The sequence below is a fragment of the Streptomyces sp. MB09-01 genome (assembly GCF_033794505.1).
Lineage (GTDB): Bacteria > Actinomycetota > Actinomycetes > Streptomycetales > Streptomycetaceae > Streptomyces.
In genome coordinates this window covers 1-20550 of sequence record NZ_JARAYQ010000156.1, presented here as the reverse complement: position 1 = coordinate 20550, position 20550 = coordinate 1, and the positions used below count along the sequence as shown (strand labels likewise).

The following is a 20550-nucleotide window of genomic DNA, read 5'->3' as shown; positions in this document are numbered from 1 at the left end:
AGCACGCCTCCCCCGACCATCACGGCCGAGACGGCGAACATCGAGAAACGCTGCTTCCGGGAGGTGCGAGCCATGAGAAGTACTCCAGTAAAGGGGGGTAGGGGGAGGTTTCGAAGGACGATCGCGGTGGTGAAATGTCTTGTTTGTCCCTCTGCTAAAAGACTGACCCCCGCACTTCACGACGCCGTCCGCCGACTGTCACAGGCACGTGACAGGCCCCCTGCCCGGGGGCGATCGCCACTCTCAACCCAGCGCACCCGTGGAACCAGCCCCGGACTCCCGCCGGACACCGGGGCCGGTTCCGCAGGGAGGACGGCGTCACGTCGGGGGCACCGGGATGCCGGAGCACCCCGCCCTTGTCTCTCTCCCAGGCACGGGATTCGCGCCCGCCCCGGTCACGGCGCCGTCCGTGCCGGGCTCTGAGTCGGGCGCCACCCACTCGCCCGGATACGTCCAGAGTGATCGGGACGAACGCTGGGAGGGGGCCCGGGGTCTGGCGTTCGCGGGCACTACCCGCTCGAGGAGAATCTGCAGCGCGTTCTCGAGCCGTACATGCAGAACGCTGGCGAGCCTCTGACCAGCAGTAACGCGCACAAGGTGACGTTCGACGGCATCGATCCGGCGGTGCGCCGGGGCCCGGTTCGGGAGCAGCCGATTCCTTGGTGCCCGGCCTCGTCAGATGTCGCTGGTCCACACCTGGGGGCCGCCCCCCTCCCACCGGATCGGCCCGTCCTCGGACAGCTCCACACCCTCCAGGCCGGCCCGGCGCAGGAACTCCGACACGTCCTCGGGCGTGAACGCCCGACCAAGATCCGCATCCACGCCGAGCGCGTGCACCGTGACCTTGCGCCCACCCTGCGCCGACACAGGGTGGACCACGATCTCTGTCTGGTCCGCCATACACCCAGAGTGCGGCGAGCCCGCCAGCACGGCATCCGGAGCTCACCCCGCGGTTGCGTTCACGTGCGCGAGAGCGCAGAAGCCCGTGACGTCCTCTCAGAACTCCTGGAGGCAGGTGCGGCCGGCGCCGTGGCGCGGTACGAGGACTCCTGGTGCAGGACATGGGGAACACTTCAGACGATGTCCCGGCGTTGGTATCGCCCACTTACCCTGGCTGTTCGGAGACGCGAGATCGAGGCGGCACCCCTTGGCCACTACTAACCGCTGGCGCCTGAAAGGCTCTGTTGGTCATGCCTACTCCGGTGAGGAAGCTCGGCATCTGCTTCGGCATCGGTGGGACTGGGCGAACCAGGAGACGTGGTTCGAGAACGACGAGGGGCAGCTCTTGGCCGTTGTCACCAACGGCGAACGCGCGATGGTCGTGTTGATGGAGGGGGAAGGCGACCCTGGTGAGCATCTCGTCGATCCGCGCGGCGAAGGCTCCTCTGGTGGCTATCTGCTGTCGAACGGGCAGGCCGACAGCTACGCCGACCGGGACACTGTCGCCTTCGACGTCGCCGGCCATGCCGTGGCGTACTTCATCGAGCATGGCATCTGGCCCGCCGACGTGACCGCTGAAGGCGACTGCGGTGGGGACCGCAGTCGGTGAGGCTCTTTGGGTGGTGAACTGGGCACAGATGTACGACTGTCGCTTTGACGTCGATCACGTTCCCGAGCTCCTGGAACGCGTGGAACGTGAGAACGGCACCGAGGCGTGGAGGGAGCTGGGAGACCGGCTGGTCCTCGAGCGTGACCTGGTGTCGCCCGCCAGCTTCGCCGCCCTGCCCCGGCTGGTGCGCCTCGCATCGGGTAGCGCAAAGGCACGGCACCTGGCTGGAGAGATCATGGAGCGCGCGGCAGGCCACCACGGCGGTGACGATCTGCTGGCGGTCAGTGCCGACGTGATCGCCGAGTTCGGTGCCCTCCTGGACCGCCACCTACAGTCACGGCCGGCCGATTACCTGGTGACCTTCCGTGCGCTGCTCGCGGTCAAGGAGGAGTACCACTGGGCCAACGTCCTGGGGGACTTCACGGACGACTTCTACCACCTGGCCTGCCCTCACTGTGCCGTGAAGGTGACCATCGCCATCGGCGACTACGGGCGCTACTCGGCGATCCGGGACTGGAATCTGGGCGACGTGGACCGACGGGACCTGCGGGCGGCGCCCGCCGGGAAGCTCTCGGGCGTCGGCCGATGGATGCACGAGATCACGGTCCGCGATGGGGAAGGCGTACTCGCCGACGGAATCGCGCATCTCTTCGGCAAGGCCGAGTGCCCGAGATGTGCCAGCGTCTTCACCATCGCGGACGAGTACGCGGCCTCCAACCGCCCGGTCCTGCGGTAGTGCCGACGGTGCACTGGCCCTTCTTCCGGCCCGCGCGATCCGGCCGCTCGGACGGCTCAGCGCGTGAGGATGACGCGCTGGCGGACCCATAGGTCGCTGGTCGCGGCGGAGAGCAGGAAGTCCGCGACGTCGGTACGGCTGATCCTCCCGCCGACGCGTCCTTAGGTTCCGTCCAGCGGGATCGTCTCGTAGTCGGCCGTGGTCCGGCCGTTGCCGAACATCACGGGAAGGGCGATGGTCCAGGCGCGGTCGCTGCGGGCGATGGTCTCATCGGCGATGCCCTTGTCCGCCATGAGCGTGCCCATCACCAGCTTCGACGCCGTGGCCTGGAAGAGGGATCGCCGCCGGGCGGTGTCGCCCGACCCGAGGGCCGAGAGTCAGACGAGACGCTCCACGCCGGCCGCGGCCATGGCTTCCAGGACGGGACGGCGGTGCGGGTGGCGAGGTCCTTGCCCGGTCCCAGGGCACAGATGTGGGCCTGGCTGCCCCGAGCCGCCTCTTCGCCGTCCGCGGCCGAGGCGGCGTCGCCGATGACGACGCTAACGCGTTCCTCGTCGCGCTGCGGCAGCCGGGCCGCGTCGCCCGGCTGCAAGGGCCTGCTGGCCGATGGGGCCCGTGGACGCCGGCTACGACTCGGACACCACCCGCGCTCTGCTCAGCGAACGCGGCCTGCACGGACGCATCGCGCACAAGGGAGAGCAGGCGCCCAATCAGGCCAGTCGGCGTTGGCACGTCGAACGCACTCACGCCTGACAGAACGCCTTTCACCGTCTCACCCAGTGCTACGAGCGTCGCGGCACTGTCATTGATGCCTTCTTCGACCTCGCCGACACAATCATCACCGTGCGCAGCCTGATCCGGCGGTCCTGGACAACTCACCGCTGGGACGAACGCCCGAACCGCCGACCATGACCACACGCCTACTGTATCCGCGCGACCTGTTACCGCCGCGCGACGGCCGCGAGTACTCCCCGTGCAGCCGTTCCGTTTGGCCAGGTCCACCCGGCGACGAGGCGTCCGTATGACCTCTGCGCGGCCTCCGTCGGCCGCAGGACGCGGTTGACCTGAACGTCAAGCCCGTCGTCAGGGACAGTTCCGTGCACGGTGACGGTCGGGTCAGGGGTGTCGCTCTTGCTCTGGTGCTGCGGCATCGCCTCACCGCGCAGGAGGGCGCGCAACTGCGCCATCACCACCGGGTCGTGGACGCCATCGTAGATCCACCGGGTGCCGAGCACCCCATGCTCGGAGGTGCCGATCAGCGTCTCGCCGGGGACGCCCTCCAGCGCCGCACCGCGGTAGCCCATCGGCACCAGATACGCCACCGGCTCCTGCGCGGTGGCGTCCACCACGACCATGAACTCGATCCCGACCGCGCCCTCCGGATCGTCCAAACGGAACCCACCGGTCTTAACCAGTTCCGGCGTTTCTGCGTCGCCCACGTACCAGCTCTGCTTCGGCAGCCAGCCGGTGAGCAGCTCCAGCTTGGTGGGCGTCATGGTGGTGCGGTGGATGGATGCCATGCGAGCTTCCTCACGCGTAGGTCTGGGTCCGTCCTCCAACGGGATGTGATCGAACCTATAGGAAACGGCTGTGCTTCCCGAGCGGCAGCGAGTGGCCTCGTAGACCTCCCAGGGCTTCGGCGTTGTCCTTGTGACCTCTGACAGCCACGTTCCCGACCTGTAGGAACTCTGGTTCTCCGACCGCAACCCCCTGCCATATCACCGCTGCCGCTACTGACAGTTCCGGTCCTCCCCAGGGGGCCTATCTGCGCGACTTCTAATGCGTCCACACGTCCGTACATCCATGTGTCCATACGTCCATGTGTCCGCAGCGCCGACGCCGTGGCGGGGCGGGGAGTGCTTCCTCCAGAAGTACGACGACCTCGTCGCGGGCGTCGGCCGCGGAGCCCGCGTCAGCCGGCGACGACCAGTGCGCGGACGGGGCCGCCGATCCGTTGCCAGGCCGCGCCGTTCCGCTCCCAGACCGCCGAGCGGTCCTTGTCCAGGCGGTACAGGCGCTCGCCGCGCGCGCCAAATGCCGTTCCCGCCTCTCCGACGCGGGTCCAGGCGCCCGCACGGTAGCGCCACATGCCGCTGTCGGCCCCGTTGGCGGCGTACAGCTCCGAGGAGCTCGCGTACAAGGCAGCCGCCGGCCCGCCGACCGCGCTCCACACGCCCGCTTCGCCGCTCCATCGGAACACCGCGCTCCGATCGGGGTTGAGCCCGTACAGATGCTGGTCGGTCACGACGAAGTCGGCGCCCGCGGTCCCCGCGTACGACCAGGCTTCACCCTTCCCCCCGTACGCGAAGATCCGGCCGTCCACCGGGTCGGTGGCGAACAGTCCGGCTCCCCCGCCGTAGAGACGTCCCGCCGGTCCTCCGACCCGAGTCCAGGTGGCCCGGCCCCGGTCCCATCGGTGGACGGCACTGCGGTCCTGGGCCAGCCGGTACAGGTCCCGGCCGCTGATCGCGAAGTCGGCCGCGCGGCCGCTGACGGTGCTCCAGCGGCCGGGTTTGCCGCTGTAGCCGCGCAGGTCGCCGGTCCCGGGGTCGGTGGCGAAAACCCCGGCCGGGCCGGCGTAGAGCTCTGCCGCCGGGCCGCCGATCCCCACCCAGTCGGTGCCGCTCCACTGGACGACCTCTGAGCCGTCCTCCGTTATCGCGTAGACGCCGCTGCCGGTCGGGGCCGGTACGTCGACGGGCCCACCGGGGGAGGTCTGCGCCGCGTTCGACGCTCCGGGGCCCGGCACGCCCGGGGAGGAGGACGGGGACGGCGCGGCAAAGGGGGACGCGGAGGCCGGTGGGGAGGTGGTGTTGCCTGCAGAGCCCTGCGGCGGTGCGCTCCCCGGCGCCGGAGGTCCGGCCGCGGGCGGGGAACCCGCCGAGGGCTGCCAAGAGCCGGCTTCGGGAAGGAAGGTGGTCACCGGCTCGGCCACGGAGGGCGAGGCCCAGTGCCGGAGCTGCTCCAGGGAGGTGGCAGGTACGGAGAGGGCCAGGACGATCGCGGTGAGCAGCAGCACCCGCCGCAGCCGTCGCGGATCGCGGGCGCCTCGGAGGATGCGGGAGCGCAGCGGGAGGGCCGGCAGCTTACTGGGCTCCCAGCCCGCCGGTACGTGGGCTTCCCGCCGCACCAGGCCCCCACTGACAGGCGTGGGACACGGCTCCCTGAGGTGTCGGACCTCGTCGCGCAGGCAGCTGATCTGCCGCATGCGGACCTCTGCCTCGGCGCCGATCCGTACCACGGCGTCCCCCAGGCCGCGCAGGGCGGGAGGACCCGGTGTCCAGAGGACGAGCTCCGTCCCCGGCACGTGAGCATCACGGTCTGCGGACGCCCCGTCCCCCCGCCGCTCCTTGTGCGGGGGCGCCTCCGGCGCGGGTCCTGCGCTGACGGCTGGCCCGCTCTCGGCCTGGGCGAGGGCGTCGTCGAGTTCCTTCTGCAGCCTGACGGTCAACCCCAGGAGGGTGCGTAACGCCTCCTCGGACTGGGCGAGTTCGGCGTCGGCCTGGCGCTGGGCGCGCTGGAGCATCTCCCACGTCTCCGGAGCGCCCTTCCTCCCGCCGTCCGATCCCGCCCTGCCCTCCTCGGCCGCACAGGCGGCGGCATGCAGTCCCCTCGCGCGGGTCCACAATTCGGAGCGGCCCCTGTCGTCACGGACCCGGCCGAATATCACCCGTTTCAGGAGATCCAAGGGGATGATCTTCGATCCCGAGCGGTAGTCGCTCCAACTGGTCTTTCCCGCCCCATACGTCTTCGCCAACTCCCGGACCGTACGTCCCTCCGTCATGCTCCGCAGGAACACCGCCAGTGCATTTGCCTGGACGGTCTCCCCTTTCGGTTCACTTTGCAGACGCCCTGCCCTGCCCATCCGTGAAGCCCCTCCATGCCGCAGGGCGCCCGGGATTCCGTCCGCCCTTTTCCGGTCGATGTCCCAGCAGATCAGGTGCTGCTCCGGGATTTCCAGCAGTTGTCGGACAACTTGACGTTCCATGGCCCGATTGCACACGGCTCATCCGTCGAGGGAGAGCGACCGAAACAGCAATGAATCTCTCCCTGTCCGCCGGACAATGCCGATTGTCCGCGGCTGAACTGGGAGTTCCCCGCCTTTTGTGGACGGACAATCGAGCCGTCCGAAAGCTGGGAACACCGGCGGAGACCACCTGCCGGACCACTGGAACTCAGCCGAAAGAGACGAACACATGCGAAAGAAGCTAGCTCTGCTCGCCGTCGCCACAGCCGCAGTCACCGTGGTGACCGTCGCGACCTCGGCCAGCGCCGACACCCGCATCATCAAGGGTGCCTACGTGTACTACGACCCGGCCCGGAACATGTTCGGCATCGGCGACACGGAGGCTGACGGCCGTACCGCGTACGTGGAGGTCGTCGTCGCCGGAGTCTCGAAGACGTTCGGAAACCACAACGGCAACGGGACCTGGCGCGACGTGTACGCCAACGAGACCGGCATCCGTGACGGAATCTCCCTCTCCTGGCGGGCCAAGGTCGGCGGCGGCCAGACCTCCACCTGGGTGCACGAGCCGGCCTGATCCAGCTCGGCAGCCGCGACACCGCTGCCGCACGTCACATGCGAGCGACGAGGCACCCACCCGGGGACCTCGTCGCCGCGCTCTCACTGTGAATGACCTGCTCGTCTCCCGCACATGACGCGGGGCGGCAGTACGTCGGTACGCCGCCTGACAACCGATCGCCTGTACCTGGCGGGTCCGAACCGAACGGTCCCGGACCCGCCGGGTATCTCGGCGCATCAGAGTCAGTGCGTGCGGACCGCCCGGGCGCGGCCGGCTGCCCCGACGCCGAGGTGCATCCGACCTTCCGCGGGTGGTCACCGACCCGCGACCGAGCGGGCGCCGACGTAGTGCTGAGGTCCGGGGACACGGTGACGCGCGTGGCGGACGTCTGGAAGGGCTACCGGCGCCGTGCCCGGACGCGCGTGGACACGCTCGCCGACGAGACCCCCCATCTGCCCATCCGGCGCTGAGATGGCACGGCCTGAAAGCACCCCTACGCCCTGCAAGGCCACTGCCGGTTCGGAATCCCTTGTCCGATCGCACACACGTGCGTGACCTGCGTTAGTCTCTCGGAGCGGCGCGGAAGCGGAACGCATAGGTAGACGAAGACCGGGGGAGCCGTGTCCTATTCGGAGCGCTGGCAGGAGCTGTTCGGACCGACCGACGGCGGGCCCGCGATGAGGCTCGCCTCGGCAGCCCCCGAATCCGGGACCGGCGGGGGTGGGTCCGGAGGCCTCAATCACACCAACGGCCCCTGGACCAGCGCCTCCGGCACTGCCGGCGACCTGCGCACCAGCACGGAGACGAGCCGGTCGGCGCTCGGCCCCGGCCACGAGGGCGTCGAGGCGGGAGCGGCCGGTCTCAGCTCCGTCGCGGCCCTCAAGAGCGTGCTGACGTCCTGGGAGGAACGCCTTCAGGCGGTGCGGGACGAATGCGAGCAGCTCAAGGGAAGCTTGCTGACGGTCGCCAAGGAGATGGGCGAGACGGAGACCGCGATCGAGACGTCCTTCAAGGGCGTCGACGGCGGCGGCAAGGCGGATGAGAAGCGATGACCGGAACCCTCACCTGGCAGCTGCTGCGCGACCTCAAGACCGCCGAGTTCACGGAGGCGGGCGACAAGTGGCACGAGGTCTCGGACCGCTCGGACTCCGACCGCGTACGGGTCGACCGCGCGATGTCCGCAAAGCTCCGCGAGACCCAGGAGAGCGAGTCGGCGGAGGCGGCCCTCGGCAGGCTCCAGCGCCTCAGCCGCAACTTCCAGTACCTGCACACCGAGTGCGGCCTCGTCCGCACGGCGCTCAACGGGCTCGCCAGCGATCTCGCCGAGCCCCAGAACCAGTTGAAGCAGGCCCTCGCGGACGCCGCCGCCCTGAACTTCACCGTCCACGAGGACGGTTCCGTCAGCTACCCGGCAGCCGAGGTAGAGGACCTGACCGGAGCGAAGAAGGAGGCCCCGGGCAGTAAGGTCCAGGGCAGCTCCCGCCTCCCGCTGGAACCGCCCGGCCTCGGCTCGCAGGGGCAGTCGCCGCTGTACCCCGGCTACTCGGGCTTCAAGCCGCTGAACCCGAACGCGGCGAAGGCGCAGGACGTGGCCGACCGTGTCGCCCGGGCCGTACGGTCCGCGCAGGAGACAGACGCCCGGTACGCGAAGACCCTCAGCGGCCTGAAGGCGGAGAAGGGCCTCGACGTCACCGAGGCCACGCTGAAGGACGTCTCCCGGGACACCTCCGACGTCCGCTCCACCGCCGGCATGTACCTCGGCGAAGGCGTCCCGGAGGACAAGAGCCCCGCCGAGCGCAAGAAGTGGTGGGACGGCCTGACCGACGAACAGCGCCAGGAGTACCTGGAGATCGCACCGGACCTGGTCGGCGGCCTGGACGGCATCCCGGCGGTCTCCCGCGACGAGGCGAACCGCAACTACCTGCCGATCCTCATCGACGACCTGGCACGCCGAGGCGGCGACGACGCGGAGACCAAGCTCGACGCCCTCCACATGATCCAGGACAAACTGAACGAGCCGAGTCGCCCGCCCATGTTCCTTCTGGGCATCGGAGACGAGGGCAACGGACGCGCGATCGTCTCGTACGGCAACCCCGACACCTCCAAGAACGTCTCGGCGTACGTCCCCGGTCTCAGTACCAAGCTCAACGACGAGTTCGTCAAGGACACCATGAAGCGGGCCCAGGACACGGCCATCGGTGCCCAGCGCGTGGACCCGTCCAGCGCCTCGATCATCTGGCTGGGCTACGACGCGCCGCAGAACGTGGACGTGATGACGAGGGGCGACGCGCAGCGGGGCGCCCCGGCCTACAACCAGTTCATGGCAGGCCTCTCGGCGACGAACGAGAACCATGACCCTCACGTGACGGCGATCGGGCATTCCTACGGCTCGCTCACCGTGGGCACGGCCGCCAAGCAGTCCGGCGGGATCCCGGGCGTCGACGATGTGATCCTGCTCGGCAGCCCCGGCGTGGACGCGCAGAAGGCGACCGAGCTCGGCGTGGGCAAGGACCATGTGTTCGTCGGCGCCGCCGACAACGACCCGGTCACCCACCTGCCCTCGAAGGACGAGGCGGCGCTCGGCTGGGTGCTGGGAGGACCGGTGGGAGTCGCGGTCGGACGTGACCTCTTCGACATCGGCAACGACGACGTCTACTTCGGCAAGGACCCGGCGAGCGAGGCCTTCGGGGCACAGCGCTTCCTGGTCGACGACGGGCCCAGGATGATCCGCGACGGCGGAGGGTTCGACGCCCACTCCCAGTACTTCACTCCGGAGAAGGACCAGGTGTCGGCAGACAACATCGCAACGATCGTGGCCGGACATCCTGAGAACATCGTGAGGGAGAAGCATCGATGAGGCGCATCACACGGACCATTCGCCTGGCCTGCACGATTGCCGTGGCCGGCGCGCTGCTCGCCGGGTGCGGGCTGTCGGACGGCACCAAGGACGGAGAAGGGGCAGTGGCAGGCATGAACATGCAGGGAGCGGCGGAGCGCGCCGACGCGATGCTCTACGAGACGGTCGGGGCGATCAAGCCGGAGATCGAGTGGGTCCACTACACGACGACGACCGGCAGCTGCGACGTGACGCGCTACTGGAACGTGATGACGGTCATCTCCCCTCAGCGCCGCGGCAACTTCCTCGGTGTGGTCGAGAGCTTCTGGAAGGCGAGCGGCTACCGGATCAAGACGGTGAATCCGAGCAAGGACAGGCCGGCGATCTACGCCACGTCCCCCGACGGCTTCGGCATCAGCGTCCTCTTCGGCCACGAGGGGCAGGCCTTCTTCGAAGTCACCACCCCCTGCGTGGACGAGTCGAAGGTGGCAGCGCCCACGAAGGTGGCGAACGGCCGAACGTACGAAGGCGACATCCCCACCCCCAACGTCCGCTCCGACTTCTGGTCCGCGGAGACCCCCGCGCCGGGCGTCGCCCCCTCGTCCTGACCACAAGTGGGCCGAGGGCCCATGGCCACACGTGTGATCACAGGGGGGTGGGGTCGAGCGCGGTGAGACCGTGACACCGGCCGCACAGCGGGGCGCGGTGCCATCGAGGGGCGACCACGTCCATCCTGTCGTGCCGCAGGATGCTTCCCTCCGGCCCCGCCGACCTGCCGGCCGCCTCGGCCTGCCAAAGTGGCCCCGTGCTTCTGAACCCTGAGAAAACCCTGTTCGTGCGGGGTGCCACCCCCGTGCTTCTGCTCTCCGATGCCCCCGTCCACGACGTCCTGCCGGTTCTCACCGCACCCGACGGAACGGTGCCCCGGTGCGAGGGGTGGACCATCGTCCCCAAACTCACCCTGTGCGTGGTGGATGGTCCCGGCGAAGCCGGACTCATCGTCCCTGCCCTCGCGGCCCTCGTCATCGACTCGGCCGGCGGGGGCACGGATCCTCACGACATGGCCGACTGGTGCGCGGACGCCGAACGTGCAGGCGGCGCGGTCGTCCTTCACTCGACGCACTGCCCGAGGCGCTGGACTGGGCCCACCTGCTGGGCTCCGGCGTTGCCCACGGCGGATTCATGGCCGGCCTGACCTGACCTGCACCTGACCTGCACCTGACCTCAAGAGCCGGGCCGGGCTGCACGGCCGTCGCCTGACGCGTGCGGGCCCGCCCCCGCGAGGACGCCCGGCTCCCTGCTCCCGGCTTGGACACCGCAGAGGAAGCAGCCCGCCGGCCGCTTCCTCCCACGACGATCCACCCGTGGCGGTGGTCAGCGGTGGTGGGGATTCAGCAGGGCGGCGGCCGCTGCGACGAACGTCGTGGACGCTTCCTTGGCCGCACGCCGCAGCGCGTCAAGTTCGGTGCGACCGGTGGCGTTGCGCAGGGCGTACGTGGCATCGGCGGCTCTCTGGGCCGGGCCGACGAGCTCGGGGACCAAGACCTGGAGACGGACGTGAGGCGCGGTCATCGCGGCACGGGTGTCGTGCGACTTCGTCTGGGCCTCCAGCTGGTGCTCGGTGCCGGCGTCGGTGAGAGCCAGGCGTTCCCGGTGGAACATTGCCGAGCGGTGGGCGTCCAGGGCGGCCGCGAAGTCGGTGACGGCGCCGAGCTGGTCTTGGCGGTGAGTGTCGGCGCGCTGCTCGGCACGGGCTGTGCGCGCGGCGCGCTGCTGGAGCAGTCCGGCGGTCAGGGCGCCGGCGAGAGTGCCCAGAACGGCGACTATCGAGGGCCACATGGGCGGTGATTCCTCTCGGGTCGGTGGTCGGTCAGCGTGTGCAGGGTGAGGCCGCACGGCCACTCCTCGCGGGTGGTGTCCGCGGGGCGGTCGCAGGTGTACGCGATCTGGTCGATGCTGCTGTGAGCAGTCCCGTCACCCGTGTTACACCCTTCTGCAAAGAAGCGGCCTTCCCCATCACAGTTGCTGAAGCTCGTTCGTTGGCAGAGCTCTGGGCTTCGACGAGTGTGCCGTCCGGCTCCGCTCCAGTACAGGCGCATCTGCGGCGGCTGTGGACAGCGGTGCCGACGCACCCAATTGAAACCTAAACGACATTTATTGCATATTCTTGCAACCTTGTGGGTCGAGAAACGCATCCAAACGGAAGGACCCACCCGTTCTGCCCGCCCTCGGGCAGCCGCCCTGTTCGGAGCAAAGTTCGTGCACGAGGACCCGCAGCCCCAGCAGCCCAGGCGATCCCGGAAGAAGGTGTGGATCGGCTCTGCCGTGGCCGTGGCCCTGCTCGCCGGCACCGGTGCCGGGTTGATCCACTGGAAGACGGACTGGTTCGACGGGAACGGGGAGTCCGTCAGCTACGGCAAACCCTCTGCCGGAGCGGACCAGGGCAGCGACAAGGACAAGGAAACCGGCGGCGAGAAGCAGCCCTCCGCGCCGAGCGCGGACCCGGACGTGTCCCTCCCCGCCGGTCCGTTCGCCGACTTCAAGCAGACGGTCAAGCTGGACGACGGCACCCGCATATCCAAAGCCCGGGTGAAGGGGGCCAAGTCCGGCTTCGAGGGCAGCGTCTGGGTGTGGACGCCCAAGGAGTACGACCACCCGGAGTACGCGAAGAGCGCCTTCCCTGTGATGATCGCGCTGCCCGGCGGTAACGGGAACGCCGACAACTACTGGGCCACCATGCCGAAGCTGGGCCTCCAGAAGGCCGTCGCCGAGGGCGCCGCAGCCGGCAAGAGCCTCCCGTTCATCCTGGTCATGCCGATCCTCAACCCGGACGCCAAGTACTACTACGACGGCTCCGACATCCCCGGCCAGGCCAGGATGGGCACCTGGATCGGCGAGGACGTGCCCGACCTCGCCCGCGCCAACTTCCGTACCTACAAGTCCCGCGACGGCTGGGCCTTCATGGGCAACTCCTCCGGCGCGTTCGTCGGCCTCAAGCAGCTCCTGCAGAGGCCGGACCGCTTCCGGGCCGTCATCGCCAACGGCGGCGAGATCGTCCCGGACTCCCCGCTCTGGAAGGGCCACCAGGCGGAAATGGACGCGAACAACCCCGAGAAGCTCGCTCCGAAGCTGATCAACGGCAAGGGCCCCGAGGTGAACGTCCTCTTCCAGTACGGCACCAAGGAGGGTGGCCGCGACCGGATGGAGAAGTTCCAGCAGCAGTTCGGCAAGAGTCCGATCAAGGTCACGATCCACGAGATCCAGGGCGGCGACCACAACGGCTGGGACTACGTCCGAGGCATGACGGAAGGCCCCCTGGAAGAGCTCAGCAAGCTGATGAAGGGCCCGAAGCCGCAATAGGGGCGGGTTCGGAAGGCTGCGTCCAGGGACAGGTCGGGGGCGACTGAGGCCGCGCGTCGACGTCGAGGACACCACGGGGCGTTCTGTGGGGCTCGGTTGTACGAAATACAGAGCCAGCCTCCGACCTGGCCGGTCTCGTGGTCGTGGCCGACCATGACACCGACGTACCGGACGCTCAGATGGCAGTTGGGTCCGAGGGGTTCGGCCAGCCCGGTGGGCAGGCGCCGGACGGGTGGGAGGGCCGCCAGAGATTACGGCGGCGCAGTCCCCGAAGCACAGGACCTGGTTCACCCGAGCGCGCGGCGGGTTCGTAGGGTTGTGCCATGCCCGATGAAACCCCCGACGCCTCCAGCGGCCCCGAGGCCGCCGAGTCCCCATTGATCGGCAGCCTGCGCGCGGCCGTCGTCGCAGCGCCCCGCGACGTACCCCTGCGACTGCACCTCGCCGAGTTGTTGCTCGACGCCGGGCACAGCGATGCGGCGGTCGTGGAGGCGGCGTTCGCGCTCAGCCACGCACCCGGGGATGCCCAGGCCCGGGCCCTGATGGCGCGGGCCATGGGCGGGCCGGCACCGTCGGCGCCCGTCGAGCCGCCATCGGCGCCCGTCGGGCAAGCGGCTGCGCCCGTCGAGCCGCCGGCGGCTCCCGTTCAGCAGCGCGGCAGATTCGACTGGGCTGCGGCCGAACAGGAGGTCGGGGACGTCGTCCCGCCCCGGTTCGTCGCGGGACCCGACGCGAAGGAGGCACCGCTGGCCGTCGACGGCAGTGGGGACGCCGGGGACGCGAGCGCGTACGACGTGGATGCGCCCGACGCGCCCGGCTCGGTGCGCCTCGCGGACGTCGGCGGGATGCAGGAGGTCAAGGACCGCCTCGAGGCCGCCTTCCTCACGCCCATGCGCAATCCGGAACTGAGCAAGTTGTACGGCAAGAGCCTGCGCGGCGGGCTGCTCCTCTACGGGCCGCCCGGCTGCGGCAAGACGTTCATCGCCCGGGCCGTCGCCGGGGAACTCGGCGCGAACTTCATCTCCGTGTCGATCAGCGACGTGCTCGACATGTGGGTCGGCAACTCCGAGCGCAACATGCACGAGGTGTTCGAGACCGCCCGCAGGCAGGCGCCGTGCGTGGTCTTCCTCGACGAGCTGGACGCGCTCGGCGCCAAGCGCAGCCGTACCCAGCACAACGGCATGCGCAACACCGTCAACCAGCTCCTGACCGAGCTGGACGGCGTCGGCGACGTCAACGACGGGGTGTTCGTGCTCGCCGCGACCAACGTCCCCTGGGACGTGGACATCGCGCTGCGCCGCCCAGGCCGACTCGACCGCACACTGCTCGTGCTGCCGCCCGACGGGCCGGCCCGCGAGGCGATCCTCCGCTACCACCTGCGGGAACGCCCCATCGAATCGGTCGACGTGGGCAGGCTCGTCAAGGCCACCGACGGCTTCTCCGGCGCCGACCTCGCTCACGTCTGCGAGAGCGCGGCCGAGTCGGCGCTGCTCGATTCCGCCCGCACGGGCACCGTACGCATGATCAACACGAAGGACCTGCTGGGCGCGGCGAAGGCGATCCGGCCGTCCACCGAGCCGTGGTTCGCGGCCGCCCGCAACGTGGCGATGTTCGCCAACGAGGGCGGCACGTACGACGAGTTGCTCGCCTACCTGAAGAAGGCACGGAAACTGTGACCGCACCGCACCCGCTCGTCGACCAGGCGGCCGCCCTGATGGAGCTCGACCGCATCGACGAGGCCCGCACCCTGCTCACCCGGCGGCTCGCCGAGGACCCGACCGACGTACGCGGCTGGGTGCAGCTCGCCCGCTGCCACCAGTCGGTCCGGGAGTTCGAGGAGGCGCTCATCGCCACGGGCGAAGCGCTGGCCCTCGCGCCGGAGGATTTCGACGCCCACTACGTCCGCACGTACGCTCTGCGGCGGCTCGGCCGACCGGACGAGGCGCTGGCCGAGGCCCACGAGACCATCCGGCTCGACCCGCAGAACTGGCAGGGATTCGTGGCCCTGTCGGAGGCCTTGGGCGCGTGGCAGCCGCGCTGGCCCGAGGCGTTCGACGCGGCGGCGACCGCCGTGCAGCTCGGCCCCGACTCGATCGGTGCACGCTACGCGCTGTGGAAGGCCGCGATGATGAACGGCCGCTCGGACGTGGTGCGGCAGTGCGTGCTCGAAACCCTGCGCATCGACCCGCAGAACGCCTGGGCGCTCGAGGAGCGGGCCGACCACGCCGCGTGGGAGGCCGCCGCGCCGCCGCTGACCGGCGCGGGAGCCAAACTGCCTGCCGCAGCCGAGGCATACGCCACAGCGCTCGCCGCCGACCCTCAGGCCCACAGGCTGCGCAAGGGCCTGGACGGGGCGGTGTTCCGGATGCTGCGCGGCACCCGCTGGCTCGCGCTGCTCTGCCTGGTGATCGCAGCCCTTGCCGGACGGGTCTTCCCGACCGGCGACGACCCCATGACGCTGCCGGGGCCACTCGGCACCCGGCTCTACGCCCTCGCCCTGATGGCTGCCGTCTGGGGCTTCGGCGCCTGGCGCCGCTACCGCCGCATGCGTGCCGGAGTCCGGCTGAGCCTGCGATCGCTGGTCCGGCGGGTCGGCTGGGCGCAGCTGATCGTCGGGCAGTCGGCGTGGTGCACGCTCACCGCCGTGGTCATCGTGACCGTGCCGTGGTCCGAGCGGCTGGTTCCGCAGGTGCTGTTCTGGGTCGCGCTGGTGCCGACCCTGCTCACCGTGTGGTTCGAGCGGGCGGCGATCCGCGCCTGAGCGCGGACCGGGCCGAGGCGCTGTTCGAGGCCGGTGGACAAGCGACCGGCTCAGAATCCCTTGATCGAGAAGGGGAGCGTCTCGGGGTCGTCCTCGCCGGCCGCCGGCGCGTTCGTGGCCAGCCCGACGATGGTGAGTGCGCGGCCCGTGGTGACGACGCCGGCGGGCGCCGTGCCCTGGGTGCCCACCTCCGGGAGACGCAGCGCCTGCCAGCGGCCGTACCGCAGTCGCGCCCCGATGGGCCTGGTTCCGTTCTCGCCGCCCACCACAGCGACCGTGTCGCGTGCGACGTTGACGCCGTGGAGCCGCCCCTGTCCGACGGGGCGTCGGCCACGCTCCACCGGGTGCCGTCGAAGTGTGCGACCAGGCCGTGGTCCCTACCGGTCGCGCCGCGCTCGACGCGGCCGACAGCCCAGACCTCGTTCGACCCGTTCGACGCCATCGCGGTGAACTCTCCTGCCAGGGAGTTGAGTTCGCGTGCGGACTGCCGCGACCAGGACGTGCCGTCGTAGTGCAGCAGCAGGGGGCGGGGCCCTTCCGGCGTGCCCGTGACGCCCGCGGCCCAGACGTCGTCCGGGGCGATCGCCGTGATGCCCCACAGCGACGAGTCGTGGGTGTCGAGCGCGGGCGGCGTCGCCTGCCGCCAGGCTACGCCGTCCCAGTGCTGGATCAGTCCGTGGAAGGTGAGGAGCGGACCGTCGGGCTGGGTCCAGCCAACCGCCCATGCATCTCGTGGTCCACGGCGGCCACCCCGAGGAAACCGCCGCTCACCATGCCCTCGGGCAAGGGCGCCGGGGCAGGCTTCCAGCCGGTGTCGTCATGGTGCGCGGTGCGGATCGTGTGCGTCGCCTCGTCGGCGTCCCCCACCAGCCAGGCGTCGCCCTGCGGGCTGGCGCCGATCGCGTTGATGCGGGTCCGGACGTCGTCCAGCGGGGTGGGTATCTGCTTCCAGCGGTCCGAGGAGTCCTCCCGGCCGAACAGGACGGGACAGAGGGACTGCGCCTTGCCCTCGGGGGATATGCGGAATCCCGCCGTCCAGGTGGTGTCGACGTCGATGCGCTCGACGTCGAGCAGCCGGGTGTTCCCGGCCGGGAACTCTCGGTGACCCAGGGGCCCGGAGCGGGCCCGACGGCAAGGGTCAGGGCGAGCAGTCCGCGCGTCATCGGTTGATCTGTCCCTTCGGGGGCGGTGATCAGTGGATCGGTACGGTCCGGTCCGGTCCGGGGGCCGTACGTCACCCGTGTCTGAGATCCGCCGCCGTCGAAAGGTTGAGAACGCTTCTTGATCCATCGGACACGGGGCGGACCCCGCCTGTCCCGGACGAATGCTTGCAGCAGCTTCCTGAAGAGGCCACCCTTGCCGCCGTCCGTCCCCCGGGCCCGGGGAGCCGGCAGCGACCGCACGTGCCTCTACCCACCACCGCGACCTGCTCGCCCTGCTCGCCTTCGTCCACGCTGCCGAACCCGAGCCGGCAGCCCAGGACCCCGCCTCGATCGCCGGTGGGCCGAGCCTCGCTCGATCGGCTTGCACACGCCCAGCGCCGGCAGGAATCGGGGCTCGGCCAAGGCACTGCACCAACGCCGGCGACCGCGTGACGGTTCGTCGGGAGTGACGGCTGTCGCGGCTGCCGCGGCTGAGCGACTACTGACGATCCCCAGGTAGGGCCCTGTCCATATTCGAAACCCCGTGGCTGTCGGCCTCCTCACCGGACTGGTGCGAGCCTGCCCGGTTACCCACATCGCAGCGCGTGGACCAGTTGCCGGCGCGCGTCACCAGCTCTACGTCCGCGCGTGTGACGAGCAGCCCGACGCCTTCGAGGGCGATCCGGTCGCCCGCCGGCAGGAGCAACGGGTCCGCCAGCTCGAAGGCGTATCCGTCATCCGTCGTCAGCTCGTCAACCAGCACCGACCGCAAGATCGGCGTCGTCCCATCGGCTATCAGGCGCATGCCGGCATGCTCCCATGCGACCTCTGCTTCCCGGGTTCACCAGGCAAGGTGCGCTCCAGCTGCCTGCGCGTACGCGGGCGGGCCTGGGCGCGGGGCCCTTCCGGTCCCGCTCACCAGTCCCGGCTGGCAATCAACTCCTCCACATCCGCGTCCGCGAATCCGTATGCCGACGCGACAAACCAGAAGTCCTCGGCGATCCACTCACGCGCAGCCGTCTCGATCCCACTCCCGGCTGCCTCGAACTCCGCCTCTAGAAGGTTGAACTCCTCCGTCGCAGCCTGGGTGAGCGCGTACAAGGCCTTCAGATCCGACGGCTGCTCAGCCTCAATTCGCTCGCACAGCTGCAGCAGGATCGCCGCGCCCTGCCCGACGACGTGATCGGGGAAGTACGGATCCTGGTACATCTGCCGCAGAAACGCGTGCCCTGCGGCCTGCTCGTTTGTGACCGGCATGGCACTCCCTGTCCCCGGAGAAGAACTGACGCACCGATCATCCAGGACACCACTGACAACGCGACGAGATCGGGGCGACGAGGGGGCGGGCGCCGGTCAGCTGGTCCCACAGCTCCACCAGCTGACCGATCGGGGGCACCATGGCGTCGCCGAGGACATCGTCCGCGCCCGAAGGCGCACTCGTCCCGGGCCCGGGCCGACCGCCAGACGTACGAATAGACGGATCGGGCGAGGAGGCTGCGGGACGCGCTGGCCGGTCTCTCTCCCCCGGCCCACGGCGGGCCGGCCCCGGGTCCGGTCTCCGTCAGCCCTGCTGGTGCTGTTCGGGCAGTCGGCTCTCCGGGTGCGCCCACAGCAGCACGTTGTCGGGCCGCTCGTCGCGGAAGAACTCGAGCACCTGCTGGTCCGAATGGCGCAAGCTGAAGTGGGTGAGGACGAAGAGGGTGTCCGGGTGGGCCTCCACGACGGGCTTCAACCGGCTCCACACGGTGTGTCCGACCCGGTCTGCCCGGGCCAGCTCGGCGTCGTCGAGGAACGTGCACTCGGTGATGATCACCGGGTACTCGAACAGCCACGGGTTGCCTTCGAAGACGCTCACGTGGGTGTCCCCGAGGAAGGCGAACAACGGCTTGAGTACCTCTCGTTCGACGTCTGCGCCCTCCTTGCGGCGCTGCGCGAGGATACGGCCGAACTCCGCACCCCGCCCCTGCTCCGCGAGGCTGCGTCGCAGTTCCTCGTACTCGGGCAGCAGTGCCTTGCGGGGTTCCGAGAACGCGTACCCCACGCACGGCACCTTGTGGACGCACTCCACCACCCGCACGTGGTGGCCGCGGCGTCCGAAGGTGAACTCGTCGCCCCCGCTCACCCCGTGCAGCCGGCAGCCCTCGGCGAGCGAGGGGTCATAGGCGGGGCCGTGGTTCAGTTCGGCGGAGGCCCGCAGGAAGGCCTCCACGTAGGGCGCCGACGCGGCGGGCAGGTGGATGTCGACACCGTCGGGCCGGGCGGCGAGGTAGTCGAGGTCCTTGGAGTGGTCGTGATGGGTGTGGGTGAGGAAGACGGTCTCCGGCTGTCGTCCTTCCGCCAGGCCCGCGTCGAGCGCGCAGCGCAGCTCCGGGATGTGGAAGAAGGTCTTGTCGTTGGCGCGCGAGTACCCGGTGAGGGTGAGCTCGGTACCGGGTATGCGCCAGGTCTTCCACTGGCGGAACGGGTGTCCTCGCTCCAGCCGTTCGGGGTGGGCGGGTGTCCGCACAGGAGCCAGGGTCATCGGTGCCTCCGTCGGACCGCCATGATCAGGTGAGGGGCCGATCGTAGCGGGCGGTGTGCGGGGGCGGCCCGGGGTTTTCCCGGCGGCGACATGCCTCACGGATCGGCACCGAGCGTGTCGGCCGGGGCGTACGGGGCGGTAGTGGCAGCCCTGGCGGTGCCTGTCGTCCCGGTCCTTCCCCATGCGCCGGAACCGGTGGACGGCCACTCTCCGGTGGCCCGAAGATGAGCGCGGTCCGCGCTCGGCGGGCCGTGAAGGGAGTGCCATGACGACCTCTCCAGCCGCCGGCAGGCCGGCGCCACCGCCGAGCAGCGCCCGCGAGATCCCGGACAAGCCCAAGTGGGCCGTCAGGCCGCTGAATGACGGCAAGCAGGCCTACGCGTTACCCGCCGAGTGGAAGACCGGCGCACTGCACCACAAGTTTTCCAAGGAGCGCCTCAGCTCGATCGCCGAACAGGTCACCCCCGCCTGGAACTCGAAGAACTCGCAGCTCCAAGGGGCAGCGCGGGCGTTCTGGTATCCCTGCTGGGCCGTGGCCGGCGAGGACGTCGCCGAGGCCGTGGCCATGGCGGGGCCCGGCGGCAGCCCCAACCCGCACCGCCTGCTGTGGAACCTGCCGCTGCTGGTGTCGCCGGGTCCGCAGAGCCCCGCCAATGACCAGGGCATGAACTTCGACCCCGACACCGAGCCGGTGCCGGACGCCCCGGGCCCGTGTCGGCTGGAAGCCGTGTCGCTCGCGCTCAAGGAGCTCGATACCGCATGGTTGGCCGCCGCCGAGGCAGACGGCGGGCGCGGCGTGTACGACGCCGCGCTGTGGACCACCCTGCACCGGCACCTGCGGACCGCGCACACCGCCGCCGAACGGGTCGATCGCGACAAGCGCGTGCTGTACCCGCCCCTGCGCGAGCAGGGGGTGTACGACTCCAAGACCAAGCAGAACCTGCGCAAGGGGCTGACTCCGTTCCCGACGCCCGAGCAGGGTCGGCGCCTCTTCGCCGAGGCTCGGTCGAACGCACCGTCGATAGCGGCGTACGCCGATTCGGCAACGGCGGCCGCGGCCGCCACGGTCCGCGCCACCCTGGGCGGACGCTAGGTCACTCGTGACAGGCGTCCCCTCCCCTC

At 70.1% G+C, this 20550-nt stretch carries 21 protein-coding genes and 1 pseudogene; 12 read left to right on the top strand and 10 right to left on the bottom strand.

Features of this window, described 5'->3' with window-relative positions; translation table 11 throughout:
- Positions 1-675 precede the first annotated feature (675 nt).
- Positions 676-900, bottom strand: coding sequence for a hypothetical protein (locus PV721_RS27985; RefSeq protein ID WP_319728804.1), 225 nt, complete (start codon positions 898-900; stop codon positions 676-678).
- 247 nt (positions 901-1147) lie between these two features.
- On the opposite strand from PV721_RS27985, the gene PV721_RS27980 reads away from it, so the two are divergent.
- Complete coding sequence (locus tag PV721_RS27980) at positions 1148-1549, top strand: hypothetical protein (protein WP_319728802.1); 402 nt, start codon at positions 1148-1150, stop codon at positions 1547-1549.
- Between the two features lie 79 nt (positions 1550-1628).
- Positions 1629-2285 (top strand): hypothetical protein, encoded by a 657-nt coding sequence (locus PV721_RS27975; RefSeq protein WP_319728800.1) that lies wholly within the window; start codon positions 1629-1631, stop codon positions 2283-2285.
- 161 nt (positions 2286-2446) lie between these two features.
- Here the strand turns inward: PV721_RS27975 and PV721_RS27970 are convergent, their stop codons facing one another.
- Positions 2447-2590 (bottom strand): hypothetical protein, encoded by a 144-nt coding sequence (locus PV721_RS27970; protein ID WP_319728798.1) that lies wholly within the window; start codon positions 2588-2590, stop codon positions 2447-2449.
- A 310-nt stretch (positions 2591-2900) separates the two neighbouring features.
- On the opposite strand from PV721_RS27970, the pseudogene PV721_RS27965 reads away from it, so the two are divergent.
- A pseudogene (locus PV721_RS27965) lies at positions 2901-3197 on the top strand (transposase); the annotation flags it as partial.
- A gap of 29 nt (positions 3198-3226) precedes the next feature.
- On the opposite strand, the gene PV721_RS27960 reads toward PV721_RS27965, so the two are convergent.
- Together PV721_RS27960 and PV721_RS27955 are read right to left on the bottom strand one after the other, a co-directional pair.
- Positions 3227-3805: a maltokinase N-terminal cap-like domain-containing protein gene (locus PV721_RS27960; RefSeq protein ID WP_319728795.1), complete on the bottom strand. Its 579-nt coding sequence runs from the start codon at positions 3803-3805 to the stop codon at positions 3227-3229.
- A gap of 392 nt (positions 3806-4197) precedes the next feature.
- On the bottom strand, positions 4198-6042 hold the full coding sequence (locus tag PV721_RS27955; protein WP_319728793.1) for a hypothetical protein: 1845 nt from the start codon (positions 6040-6042) through the stop codon (positions 4198-4200).
- Positions 6043-6481: 439 nt separating this feature from the next.
- Here PV721_RS27955 and PV721_RS27950 point away from each other — a divergent pair, with 439 nt between their 5' ends.
- The 5 genes from PV721_RS27950 (at position 6482) to PV721_RS27930 (ending at position 10839) form a co-directional block, all read left to right on the top strand.
- Positions 6482-6826 carry a hypothetical protein gene (locus PV721_RS27950; RefSeq protein ID WP_319728791.1) on the top strand — a complete coding sequence of 115 codons (345 nt, stop codon included), beginning with the start codon at positions 6482-6484 and terminating at the stop codon, positions 6824-6826.
- Positions 6827-7428: 602 nt separating this feature from the next.
- Positions 7429-7860: a hypothetical protein gene (locus PV721_RS27945; RefSeq protein WP_319728789.1), complete on the top strand. Its 432-nt coding sequence runs from the start codon at positions 7429-7431 to the stop codon at positions 7858-7860.
- Positions 7857-9665 (top strand): alpha/beta hydrolase, encoded by a 1809-nt coding sequence (locus PV721_RS27940; RefSeq protein WP_319728788.1) that lies wholly within the window; start codon positions 7857-7859, stop codon positions 9663-9665. The genes PV721_RS27945 and PV721_RS27940 overlap by 4 nt, the downstream gene beginning before the upstream one ends.
- On the top strand, positions 9662-10252 hold the full coding sequence (locus tag PV721_RS27935; RefSeq protein WP_319728786.1) for a hypothetical protein: 591 nt from the start codon (positions 9662-9664) through the stop codon (positions 10250-10252). The genes PV721_RS27940 and PV721_RS27935 overlap by 4 nt, the downstream gene beginning before the upstream one ends.
- A 197-nt stretch (positions 10253-10449) precedes the next feature.
- Positions 10450-10839, top strand: a complete 390-nt coding sequence (locus PV721_RS27930; RefSeq protein ID WP_319728784.1) for a hypothetical protein — start codon at positions 10450-10452, stop codon at positions 10837-10839.
- A gap of 179 nt (positions 10840-11018) precedes the next feature.
- On the opposite strand, the gene PV721_RS27925 is transcribed toward PV721_RS27930, so the two are convergent.
- Positions 11019-11483: a hypothetical protein gene (locus PV721_RS27925; protein WP_319728780.1), complete on the bottom strand. Its 465-nt coding sequence runs from the start codon at positions 11481-11483 to the stop codon at positions 11019-11021.
- 420 nt (positions 11484-11903) lie between these two features.
- Between PV721_RS27925 and PV721_RS27920 the strand changes: the two genes are divergently transcribed.
- From PV721_RS27920 to PV721_RS27910, 3 genes are all read left to right on the top strand, one after another.
- Complete coding sequence (locus PV721_RS27920; protein WP_319728777.1) at positions 11904-13004, top strand: alpha/beta hydrolase; 1101 nt, start codon at positions 11904-11906, stop codon at positions 13002-13004.
- Positions 13005-13327: 323 nt separating this feature from the next.
- On the top strand, positions 13328-14680 hold the full coding sequence (locus PV721_RS27915; protein ID WP_319728775.1) for an AAA family ATPase: 1353 nt from the start codon (positions 13328-13330) through the stop codon (positions 14678-14680).
- Complete coding sequence (locus PV721_RS27910; protein ID WP_319728772.1) at positions 14677-15765, top strand: tetratricopeptide repeat protein; 1089 nt, start codon at positions 14677-14679, stop codon at positions 15763-15765. Before PV721_RS27915 ends, PV721_RS27910 begins: the two co-directional genes overlap by 4 nt.
- A 50-nt stretch (positions 15766-15815) precedes the next feature.
- Here PV721_RS27910 and PV721_RS27905 read toward each other — a convergent pair whose 3' ends face one another.
- The 5 genes from PV721_RS27905 to PV721_RS27885 all read right to left on the bottom strand — a co-directional run bounded on the left by PV721_RS27905 (position 15816) and on the right by PV721_RS27885 (position 19428).
- Positions 15816-16106, bottom strand: a complete 291-nt coding sequence (locus PV721_RS27905; protein ID WP_319728770.1) for a hypothetical protein — start codon at positions 16104-16106, stop codon at positions 15816-15818.
- Positions 16107-16434: 328 nt separating this feature from the next.
- Positions 16435-17055 carry a hypothetical protein gene (locus PV721_RS27900; RefSeq protein WP_319728768.1) on the bottom strand — a complete coding sequence of 207 codons (621 nt, stop codon included), beginning with the start codon at positions 17053-17055 and terminating at the stop codon, positions 16435-16437.
- A 351-nt stretch (positions 17056-17406) separates the two neighbouring features.
- The gene (locus tag PV721_RS27895) at positions 17407-17712 is read right to left on the bottom strand and encodes a hypothetical protein (protein WP_319728766.1); all 306 of its coding nucleotides are present in this window, start codon (positions 17710-17712) and stop codon (positions 17407-17409) included.
- Positions 17713-17822: 110 nt separating this feature from the next.
- On the bottom strand, positions 17823-18164 hold the full coding sequence (locus PV721_RS27890) for a DUF5713 family protein (protein ID WP_319728764.1): 342 nt from the start codon (positions 18162-18164) through the stop codon (positions 17823-17825).
- A 304-nt stretch (positions 18165-18468) separates the two neighbouring features.
- A complete protein-coding gene (locus tag PV721_RS27885) occupies positions 18469-19428 on the bottom strand; it encodes an MBL fold metallo-hydrolase (RefSeq protein ID WP_319728762.1) in 960 nt (319 codons plus the stop codon).
- Between the two features lie 265 nt (positions 19429-19693).
- Between PV721_RS27885 and PV721_RS27880 the strand changes: the two genes are divergently transcribed.
- A complete protein-coding gene (locus tag PV721_RS27880; RefSeq protein WP_319728760.1) occupies positions 19694-20521 on the top strand; it encodes a hypothetical protein in 828 nt (275 codons plus the stop codon).
- The last annotated feature ends 29 nt before the right edge of the window (positions 20522-20550 follow it).

Coding starts and splice junctions, on each gene's coding strand:
- PV721_RS27985 (WP_319728804.1), bottom strand. CDS start 900: ATGGCGGACCAGACAGAGATCGTGGTCCACCCTGTGTCGGCGCAGGGT.
- PV721_RS27970 (WP_319728798.1), bottom strand. CDS start 2,590: ATGGGCACGCTCATGGCGGACAAGGGCATCGCCGATGAGACCATCGCC.
- PV721_RS27960 (WP_319728795.1), bottom strand. CDS start 3,805: ATGGCATCCATCCACCGCACCACCATGACGCCCACCAAGCTGGAGCTG.
- PV721_RS27950 (WP_319728791.1), top strand. CDS start 6,482: ATGCGAAAGAAGCTAGCTCTGCTCGCCGTCGCCACAGCCGCAGTCACC.
- PV721_RS27940 (WP_319728788.1), top strand. CDS start 7,857: ATGACCGGAACCCTCACCTGGCAGCTGCTGCGCGACCTCAAGACCGCC.
- PV721_RS27935 (WP_319728786.1), top strand. CDS start 9,662: ATGAGGCGCATCACACGGACCATTCGCCTGGCCTGCACGATTGCCGTG.
- PV721_RS27925 (WP_319728780.1), bottom strand. CDS start 11,483: ATGTGGCCCTCGATAGTCGCCGTTCTGGGCACTCTCGCCGGCGCCCTG.
- PV721_RS27915 (WP_319728775.1), top strand. CDS start 13,328: ATGCCCGATGAAACCCCCGACGCCTCCAGCGGCCCCGAGGCCGCCGAG.
- PV721_RS27900 (WP_319728768.1), bottom strand. CDS start 17,055: ATGGATCAAGAAGCGTTCTCAACCTTTCGACGGCGGCGGATCTCAGAC.
- PV721_RS27895 (WP_319728766.1), bottom strand. CDS start 17,712: ATGCGCCTGATAGCCGATGGGACGACGCCGATCTTGCGGTCGGTGCTG.
- PV721_RS27890 (WP_319728764.1), bottom strand. CDS start 18,164: ATGCCGGTCACAAACGAGCAGGCCGCAGGGCACGCGTTTCTGCGGCAG.
- PV721_RS27885 (WP_319728762.1), bottom strand. CDS start 19,428: ATGACCCTGGCTCCTGTGCGGACACCCGCCCACCCCGAACGGCTGGAG.
- PV721_RS27880 (WP_319728760.1), top strand. CDS start 19,694: ATGACGACCTCTCCAGCCGCCGGCAGGCCGGCGCCACCGCCGAGCAGC.